At 71.6% G+C, this 8,917-nt stretch carries 7 protein-coding genes and 1 pseudogene; 1 reads left to right on the top strand and 7 read right to left on the bottom strand.

The genetic code is table 11. The features are described from left to right. The 6 genes from KM933_RS37915 to KM933_RS37890 all read right to left on the bottom strand — a co-directional run. Positions 1 to 1,721 (bottom strand): lipopolysaccharide biosynthesis protein (locus KM933_RS37915; RefSeq protein WP_430727425.1); only part of this gene is annotated, 1,721 nt, incomplete at its 3' end. Continuing rightward, the gene (locus tag KM933_RS37910) at positions 1,714 to 2,523 is read right to left on the bottom strand and encodes a polysaccharide deacetylase family protein (RefSeq protein ID WP_221361817.1); all 810 of its coding nucleotides are present in this window, start codon (positions 2,521 to 2,523) and stop codon (positions 1,714 to 1,716) included. The genes KM933_RS37915 and KM933_RS37910, both read right to left, overlap by 8 nt. Then, positions 2,520 to 3,575, bottom strand: a complete 1,056-nt coding sequence (locus tag KM933_RS37905; protein WP_221361816.1) for a glycosyltransferase family 2 protein — start codon at positions 3,573 to 3,575, stop codon at positions 2,520 to 2,522. Before KM933_RS37905 ends, KM933_RS37910 begins: the two co-directional genes overlap by 4 nt. Then, positions 3,572 to 4,474, bottom strand: coding sequence for a glycosyltransferase family 2 protein (locus KM933_RS37900; RefSeq protein ID WP_221361814.1), 903 nt, complete (start codon positions 4,472 to 4,474; stop codon positions 3,572 to 3,574). Before KM933_RS37900 ends, KM933_RS37905 begins: the two co-directional genes overlap by 4 nt. Before the next feature lie 374 nt (positions 4,475 to 4,848). Next, positions 4,849 to 5,307 (bottom strand): hypothetical protein, encoded by a 459-nt coding sequence (locus tag KM933_RS37895; protein WP_260334804.1) that lies wholly within the window; start codon positions 5,305 to 5,307, stop codon positions 4,849 to 4,851. 311 nt (positions 5,308 to 5,618) lie between these two features. Then, positions 5,619 to 6,824, bottom strand: a complete 1,206-nt coding sequence (locus KM933_RS37890) for a S8 family peptidase (protein WP_221361812.1) — start codon at positions 6,822 to 6,824, stop codon at positions 5,619 to 5,621. 316 nt (positions 6,825 to 7,140) lie between these two features. Between KM933_RS37890 and KM933_RS37885 the strand changes: the two genes are divergently transcribed. Then, positions 7,141 to 7,950 (top strand): SGNH/GDSL hydrolase family protein, encoded by an 810-nt coding sequence (locus KM933_RS37885; protein WP_221361810.1) that lies wholly within the window; start codon positions 7,141 to 7,143, stop codon positions 7,948 to 7,950. A gap of 86 nt (positions 7,951 to 8,036) precedes the next feature. Here the strand turns inward: KM933_RS37885 and KM933_RS37880 are convergent. Beyond that, positions 8,037 to 8,917, bottom strand: a pseudogene (locus tag KM933_RS37880) (serine/threonine protein kinase); the annotation flags it as partial.

Here is an 8,917-nt window from a genome sequence, read left to right as displayed (position 1 = left end):
CCGGCGGGGCCGTCCTCCGGCTCCCCGGCGGGGCCGTCCTCCGGCTCCCCGGCGGGGTCGCCGACCGGTGACCCGGACGGGGCGTCCACCTCGGTCCCGGACGGACCGACGGAGGTCTCCGAGCCCGGTTCCCGCCTCTCGGCGAGCAGGTCCTGCGGGATCCGCAGCGCCCAGGTGGGCCGGTGGTCCGGCCGGTCCGCCGCGGGCGTCCCGGCGGGCGGTGTGCCGGGCCCCGGCCGCACGTCCGGCCGCCGCTCCAGGTGGTCGAAGTCGAGCTGGACGCCGAGCGCCAGCGTGTCCGTGTCGAGCCGCTGCGCCCAGGCCGGCCCGCGCCCCTTCCCCGGCTCGTCCCGCCGCGGCGCGGTCACCTCGCGGGTGCCCGGACCGGTCGGGTCCCCGCCGGGCGCCGCGCCGCGCGGCACGTCACCGGGCGGCGCCGCCCGGACGATCCGGTACAGCCGGGGAGCGGCGAGGGCCACGATCACCGCGAGGCTGGAGATCTCCGCGACGCCCGCGCCGGTCAGCCCCATGCGGGGCAGCAGGACCAGCGTGAGACCCAGCACGAGAGCGCACAGCAGTCCCTGCAGCCAGGCGAGTCCGGCCGTGCGGCTCTGGGCGCGCAGCACCGCGAAGTACGTCTCCATGACGACCCGCAGCACCGCCCCGACCGCGAACCAGCGCAGCAGCGGCGTCGCCGCGTCCGCGTACCCCTGGCCGAACACCCCGAGGATCCAGGGCGCCCCGAAGAACAGCACCCCGGCCACCGGCAGCATGATCCGGGCCATCCGCCGCAGCGCCGCCCGGGTGTTCGCGGCGAGCCGCGCGGGGTCGTGCGAGCCCTCGACGGTCAGTGAGGCGCCCATGTTGATGGCGAGCAGGTTGACCGTGCCGCCGATGGTGGTGGTGATGTAGAAGTACGCGTTGTCGGCGGAGCTGACCTGCGCGGCGACGAGCACCGGGACGAGGTAGACGACGGCGAGCGAGAACAGCGAGCCGGTGTAGTCACCGGCCAGGAATCGTCCGATCTCCTTCGTGGTGGGCGGCCGGGCGCCGTCCGCCGTCGCCCGCGTGTGCCGGGGCACCAGGCGCCGGAACACCAGCCAGCCCAGCGGCAGGACCGACACCGCGATGGCCGCGACCCACGACACGAAGACGCCCATGGTCGGGACGGCCGCGGCGAACGCGACGAGCAGCGCCAGTTTCACCGCCGAGAACACGGTGTTGCCGACGGGCACCCACAGCGCGCTCCGCAGTCCGGTCAGCACGCCGTCCTGGAGGGTCAGTACCGACCAGGCGACGACCGAGAGGACGAAGACGGTGCCGACGAGCGGGTCCTGGAGGAAGCGGTACGAGGAGCCCCAGAGGCCCAGGGTGAGCAGGAAGGCGCCCGCGGCCAGCGCCACGACCACCGAACTGCCCGCGTAGGTACGGAGGATGAGGCGTCCGGTGCCGCGCCCGGCCACCGGGATGAACCGGGCCAGGGCGCCCGTCAGCGTCACCGCGGTGAGCCCCGCCAGGAGCTTCATCGCGGCGATCGCCGCGGAACCCTGGCCGACCGCGGACTCGGAGTAGTAGCGGGCGGCAGCCAGCCAGTAGCCGAGTCCCAGCACGGCGGAGATGCCGGTGTTCAGCATCAGGGCGTAGGCGTTCCGGAACAGCTGGCTGCCTGCGGACGGTTCGAGTGTGGGGGTGTCGGCTTCGGCCGTGGTCGTGTCAGACACGGGAGCGGATGGCCTTCCGGCGAATCTGTCGTGCTCTGCGGACCATGGCGTACCCCTTGGTGAGGGCACGGTCCCTGGCGAAGGTGCGGGCGATCGAACGGCCCTCGACGAGCCGTCCGAACTCCTCGATCCCGGTGCCGCGGCGCACGGTGATCCGCCGCAGCGCGTACGGTCCCTGGCCGCGCCGTGCGAGCGTGTTGCCCACGGCGAGCGACTGGGCGAAGCCCGCCTCGCGCACCTGGGCGCGCACCCGGCGGCTGGAGTAGCCGTACGGATACGCGAACGACGCGGGGCGGGCGCCCAGTTCACCGGTGATGATCTCCCGGCAGCGCAGCAGCTCGGACCGGAGCGCGTCCTCGGACAGCTGGTCCAGCTGCGGGTGCGTATGGCTGTGGCCGCCGATCTCGACGCCCGAGGACGCCAGTTCGCGCACCTGGTCCCAGTCGAGCATCTCGTCGAGACCGCCCCCGGTGTCGTGCTCCCCGCGCAGCCAGCCGGTGGACACGAACAGCGTGGCCGTGAACCCGTGCGCGGCGAGCACGGGCAGGGCGTGCCGGTGCACGCCCGCGTAGCCGTCGTCGAAGGTGATCAGCACCGGCCGCTCCGGCAGCGGACCCGACGCGCGCCAGGCGCGCGCCAGTCCCGCCGTGTCGAGGGGGGTGAATCCCGCGCCGCCCAGCAGCCGCATCTGTTCGGCGAACGCCTCCGGCGTCACCGACAGCGCGCGGGTGTCGTCGTTCGGGGCCGTGGCCACCGCGTGGTACATGAGGATCGGCACGCCCGGTTCGCGCGGTCCGCTCATCCGCAGGTCTCCTCGCCCTGCGCGGCCGGGAGCACCGGAAGAGCCGGGACCACCGGGAATCCGGTCCCGCCCGCGCCCCGGCGAGCCCGGAGGCTCCCGAGTACGTACCCCCCCGCCGCCGTCACCACTCCGGCGACGATGGCGCCGGCCCGGCCCGCGCCGCCGGGGCGGGCGAGCAGCGCGTCACGCAGCCCGCGGGCGACCCCGGCGGGCAGCACCCGCGTGGCGTAGCGGCGCTCCGACTCAAGCCCCTTGCCCGCGCCGACGCTCCGGGCGACCAGGGCCTTCGACAGCCCTTCGGCGTACGTGCGCGTGCGGAAGTACGCGAAGCGCTCGCGCGCCCCGGGCACCCGGTGGTGGATCACCGCCCGGTCGTCGATCAGCAGTACCGCGTCCGGCCGGGCGCGGCTGAGGCGGATGCACAGCTCCGTCTCCTCGCAGCCCAGCGGCCGCTTGTCGCCGTCGCGGCCGATACCGGTCGCGAAGCCGCCCACCGCGTCGAAGGCCGTACGGCGGAACGAGGCGTTGCCGCCGAGCACGTTGCGCACCCGGACCCGGCCGGGGGGCAGGCCCCTGTACGTGCAGCCCACGACCCAGTCGAACTCCGCCGGGAACCAGGCGGGCCGGCGGCCCGACGCCCAGACCGGCACGGTCCGGCCGCCGACGGCCATCACCAGCGGGTCCTCGTACCCCTCGGCGAAGTGCAGGAGCCAGTCGCGCTCGGCGACCGCGTCGTCGTCGAGGAAGGCGACGACGTCGCCGCGGGAGGCGGCGATGCCGGTGTTGCGGCCCGCGGACAGACCGCGGGGACCCGCGTTGGCGAGCACCCGCACCTCTCCGGCCCCCTCGTGCCCCTCGTGCCCCTCGCGACCCTCGCGACCCTCGTATTCTTTCAACAGCCGCTCCAGGAGCGGCCGGTTGTGGTCCACGACCAGGAGGATCTCCAGTGCGGGCAGGGACTGCGCCCGCACCGAGGCGACCGCCGCGAGGATGTCCTCCCAGCGGTCCTCGGTGTAGACGCAGACGACCACGGAGAAGTCCGGCGTGCTCAAGACACGTCCTTCAGGCGTGAGTCGAGCGCCGCGACGCGCGGTCTGCGGCGCAGCGAACGCCGGTTGGAACGCTCCTTGAGGATCACCCTGAGCACCCGCAGCCCGTCCCGCACGGCACGCAGATTGCTCGCGCCGTGGATCCGCAGGTACTCGTGGCTCGGTATCTCCTGGACCCTCAGACCCGCCTTGACCACGCGGATGTTCATCAGGGTCTCCACCTCGAAGCCTGTGCAGTCGAGGTCGATCTCGTCCAGGCAGTGCCGCCAGAAAGCGTTGTACCCGTAGCAGAGATCGGTGTAGCGCGCGCCGAACTTGCGGTTGACGACCGTGCACAGCGCCCAGTTGCCGAGCTTGCGGACCGGGGTCATGTCGTCCGTGCCGCCGCCGTTGGCGAACCGCGAGCCCTTGGCGAAGTCCGCGCCGGAGACCAGCGCGGAGACGTAGCTGACGATCTCGTGGCCGTCGGCCGAGCCGTCCGCGTCGACCATCACGATGATGTCGCCGGTGCACGCCTTGAAACCGGTGATCAGAGCGTCGCCCTTGCCCTTGCCGAGCTGCTCGACGACCTTGACGTCGGGCCACAGTTCACGGGCCACCCGCACGGTGTCGTCGGTGGAGTTCCCGTCGACCAGGACCACTTCGTGGATCCACCGCGGAAGCGTCTTGAAGACGTACGGGAGGTTTTCCGCCTCGTTCATGGCGGGGATCACGACACTCACCGGAGGCGCTATGGCCAGGTGGGTTGATATGGGCCGGTATCTGCCGACCGTGCTCCGGTCGTGCGTCTGACCTTGCGCTTGGCCTTGTGCCTGACCTTGTGCCTGATCCCGTGTCTGGTCCTGTGCCTGATCCTGCGTCTGCTCCTCACCCGGGACCGCCGGGCGCAGAAAAGAATTCATGGGTCTGGTCCCTCTCGTCCGGTGGACCGCCCACCCCCGGGCGGTCCGGCGTTTTGTCCGGTTCGAAAGGGGGGTTTCCTCACGCGCGGCATGCCGGAAGGGAACTCCGTGCAGGCCGGGTGAGCTGGTATGACTGGCCGACTGTGGTCTGGGTCGGTCGCGCGGCACGACTCGGTGCGGTCAATCACCGCCACCGAGCACGGCACCCCCCTACCGCGCCCCGCACCGGGCCCCTCGTCGCGATCCTGAGCCCTCCCCTGGATCGCATGTGCGCTGATGGGCTGATGCAGATGAATGTATGAAGATATGGTCGGTTATGACGTTATGGCAAGACCTTGAAGCAGGCCCCGCGCGGTTGTTGTTCCGACTGTTGCCTACACGTCACGAAGCCCGTCCTCCTCCCGCCGTACGGCCGTACGGTCGCGCAGGCGCCGTACCAGGTCCGGCAGGAGAATGAGGGCACTGAGCGCGGTCACGGCCGCGATTCCACCGGGGACCGACCACTTGTGCATCGTGAGCATGCCCTGGGCGACCAGGAGGTCGATCACCACCGCCGCCGACAGGGACGCCACCGTGCGGCCGAACGGCTCCATGCCCCGGAGTGTGGCCGCGACGGCCGCGGCGGGCGCGGCCAGCAGGAAGAAGAGCGTGAACGGGGCGCGCAGAGGAGATTCCACGTCGGCGAGGGCGAGTACGGCGCCGACGCCCGCGATCGTGGTGGCCGCCCCGGCGAGCAGTGGTAGCAGGTCCCTCCCCGGATTCCGGTGCGGCCACCCGTCATTGCCCGGTGCGGGTGGGTCCGATGACGATGTATTGGTACCTATGGTCTGCATAGGCGACTTTGCCCCCCGAAGCGCCGGATGCCGGGCTTCAATGTTGCGCAGCCGTCCGGGACAGTCAAGACGTGGTAGAAGTCTGGCCAGAATCTCAGCGGGAATCGTGTGGCGGGTGTATAAGGCGGCGTCTCGCTCGACTTTGCGTTCGTATGGGCCGTCGTGCCTGTACGCCTGCAGCGGACGCAGCGGACGCAGCGGATGCAGCGGAGCCTCGGTGGCTCATCACCACCAAGACCCCTTACACGGGCGACGACTCCCCGCAGCCCTGTGTGCGGGCTGCGGGGAGTCGTCGTGGTGGTCGCGGGTGGTTACGGGACTATCTTCAGGAGGCGGTTGGGGGAGCCCGTGCCGGGGCTCGTCACCTTGCCGGTGGTGGCGCCGGTGGTCAGGGCCGTGGCCACCTGGGCCGGAGTGGCCGAGGTGTGGCCGGCCAGGTACACCGCGGCCGCGCCTGCGACGTGCGGTGTGGCCATCGACGTACCGGAGATCGTGGACGTCGCGGTGTCACCGGTGTACCAGCCCGCCGTGATCGACGAGCCGGGGGCGAAGATGTCCAGGACCGAGCCGTAGTTGGAGTAACTGGCCCTGGCGTCCGTGCTGGTGGTGGCGCCGACCGTGATCGCCGCGGCGACGCGGGCCGGGGAGTACGAGGAGGCGTTGGCGTTGCTGTTGCCCGCGGCGACCGCGTAGGTCACCCCGCTCGCGATGGAGTTGGCCACCGCGTTGTCCAGTGTGGTGGACGCGCCGCCGCCGAGCGACAGGTTGGCGACCGAGGGACCGCTGTGGTTCGCGGTCACCCAGTTGATGCCGGCGATGACGCCCGCGGTGGTGCCGGAGCCGGCGTTGTCGAGCACGCGGACCGCCACGACCTTCGCCTTCTTGGCGATGCCGTAGGTCGAGCCCGCGATGGTCGTGGCGACGTGGGTACCGTGGCCGTTGCCGTCCGAGGCGGTGGTGTCGCCGTCCACGGCGTCGTAGCCGTAGGAGGCCCGCCCGCTGATCTGGGAGTGCGTGATGCGCACGCCGGTGTCGATGACGTACGCCGTCACCCCGCTGCCCGCCGAGTCCGGGTAGGTGTACGTGCGGGAGAGCGGCAGGGAGGTCTGGTCGGAGCGGTCCAGGCCCCAGGGGGCGTTGGACTGGGTGGTGTCGCTGGCCCGGACTCTCTGGTTCTGCTCGACCGTGGCCACCGAGGGGTCGGCGGCGAGTCTGCGGGCCTCCGCGGCCGACAGGTTCGCCGACCAGCCGTTCAGCGCGGCGCCGAACGTCTTCTCGACGGTGCCCCCGTACTCCTCGATCAGGTTCTCGCCCTCGGCGGACGCTGCCTTGAAGTCCGCGCCCTTCTTGAGAGTGACGAGGTAGCTGTCCTTGACGGCGGTGGGGGAGTCCGCCGCCAGGACCCGGCCCTCGGCCGGTGCGGCCTGGGCGGGGAGCGAGGTGACGGCGCCGAGCAGGGCGGCGGCCACGGAGGTGGTCACGGCGATCCGGATCTTCTTGCTGCGCAACTGTGCCATTACGAGGGAGTCCTCCTCATAGGCGGCGTACGCCTGGATGGGGCGCACGTCTGTGGGGGGTGCGCACGCGGTCGCGCGCACAGCCGGGAGCGTTGCGTTCCGCTACCGGACGAGACATCAGCGTGGCCGGTCTACGGGCGTAGCTCAAGAGGATTGAGGGTATGTCACATGCCTGTCATGGGCACGCAATCGAACGCGTGGTGAACGCGGGAGGAAAGGACTGCCCGGGCCTGGAAAGAGTTGGCATGGACACTTCCTGTCAACGCGCGTAGCTGGTAGGAAAGTCACGTCAAAAATCCTGCTAAAGGGAGATTCCATGAGACGTTCCCGAATGACGGCGTACGTGACCTCGTTCTTCCTCGCCGCCGCCCTCGCCCTCACCGGCGCGACGACGGCGCAGGCGTCACAAGAGGCCGCCGCCACGGGCTATGTGGCCCTTGGCGATTCCTATTCCTCCGGTGTCGGCGCGGGCAGCTACATCAGCTCCAGCGGCGACTGCAAGCGCAGCACGGCGGCCTACCCCTACCTCTGGGCGGCCGCGAACTCTCCCTCCTCCTTCAATTTCGCGGCGTGCTCGGGCGCTCGTACGGGTGATGTCCTGGCGAACCAGCTGAGCCCGCTCGGCTCCGGCACCGGCCTCGTCTCGATCTCCGTCGGCGGCAACGACGCGGGCTTCGCCGACGTCATGACGACCTGTGTCCTGCAGTCCGACAGCGCCTGCGTGGCGCGCGTCAACACCGCGAAGGCATATGTCGACTCGACCCTGCCCGGCCAGCTCGACTCGGTCTACTCGGCGATCAGCACCAGGGCTCCGTCGGCCGAGGTCGTCGTCATGGGCTACCCCCGGTTCTACAAGCTGAACGGCAGCTGCCTGGCCGGTCTCTCCGAGACGGAGCGGGCCGCCATCAACGGCGCCGCCGACCACCTGAACAACACCATCGCCAAGCGCGCCGCCGACCACGGCTTCACGTTCGGCGACGTACGCCAGACCTTCACGGGCCACGAGATCTGCTCCGGCAGCGCCTGGCTGCACAGTGTCAACTGGCTGAACATCGGCGAGTCCTACCACCCGACCGCCGCCGGTCAGTCGGGCGGCTACCTGCCCGTCTTCGACGCCGTGGCCTGATCCGCGTCACGTCTTGACCCGCGTCACACCTTGACCCGCACCACGTCCTGATCCGCGTCACGCCTCGACCGAACGCCGCGGTCCGCTCAAAGCCGCGGCCCGACCGCACCGTCCGGGGTCGCCGCCCTGGGGGAACCGGAGTCGGAGGTCCCGCCCGTCGGGGTCTCCGGCTCGCAGGTGACCGAGAAGGGCACCGTGTTCGACCTCGTCTCCTTCGGGCCGCGGACCTCCACACCGATCCTGTTCTCGTACGTCCCGGATTCCTCGTACGTCGTCACGACGACCGTGTCCCGTCCGGTCCTGCCACCGCCGGCGGCGAACGAGAGGGTCTTCCAGTCCGGGTCGGACACCTCGCCGGTCTCCGCCACCCACCGGTACTCCACCTCCGCCGGGACGACGCCCACGGTGAAGGTCGCCGTGAAGGCCGGGGCCCGCTCGTCGGGCGGCGGGCACGCGCCCTCGTAGTCGGTGTGCGAGCCCGAGACCGTCACCCGCACGGACTGGGTGGGCGACGGGGAGGGCTGCCCGCCGGTGGTGATCGGGCCGCCGCCGTCCGTGCTCTCCGTGCTCTCCGTGCCGTCCGTGCCGTCCGTGTTCTTCGTGCCGTCCGTGCTCTCCGTGTCCTGCGTGGCGGAGTCCTCCGTCGTCGGGCCGCCGTCGGTGCCGTTCCCGCCGCCCGTCGGGCCGCCGCTGGAGCTCTCGGTCCCGTTGCCCCCGCCGTCGCGGTCGATCAACGCGTAGGTCAGGCCCGCGACCGCCAGGACGAGGGCGGCCAGGCCCGCGATCACCGCGACCGTGGCGCGCCGTGGACGGGCGGGCCCCGGGACGGAAGCCGATGTGGGCGCGGAGGCGGAGGCGGCGGGGGCGTACGCGGGGACGGGGACCGGTGGCGTCGCGTCCGGCAGGGGGAACGTCGCGACCGCCGTCGGGGTGTAGGGGGCGGTGCCCGTACGGGGTGTGCCGCCGG

The organism is Streptomyces beigongshangae (assembly GCF_019710745.1).
Taxonomy (GTDB): domain Bacteria; phylum Actinomycetota; class Actinomycetes; order Streptomycetales; family Streptomycetaceae; genus Streptomyces; species Streptomyces beigongshangae.
This window is presented reverse-complemented; position numbering and strand designations above follow the sequence as displayed.

Excerpts from the sequence above, each read along its gene's own strand:
- KM933_RS37910 (WP_221361817.1), bottom strand. The coding sequence starts at position 2,523 with ATGAGCGGACCGCGCGAACCGGGCGTGCCGATCCTCATGTACCACGCG.
- KM933_RS37890 (WP_221361812.1), bottom strand. The coding sequence starts at position 6,824 with ATGGCACAGTTGCGCAGCAAGAAGATCCGGATCGCCGTGACCACCTCC.
- KM933_RS37900 (WP_221361814.1), bottom strand. The coding sequence starts at position 4,474 with ATGAATTCTTTTCTGCGCCCGGCGGTCCCGGGTGAGGAGCAGACGCAG.
- KM933_RS37895 (WP_260334804.1), bottom strand. The coding sequence starts at position 5,307 with ATGCAGACCATAGGTACCAATACATCGTCATCGGACCCACCCGCACCG.
- KM933_RS37885 (WP_221361810.1), top strand. The coding sequence starts at position 7,141 with ATGAGACGTTCCCGAATGACGGCGTACGTGACCTCGTTCTTCCTCGCC.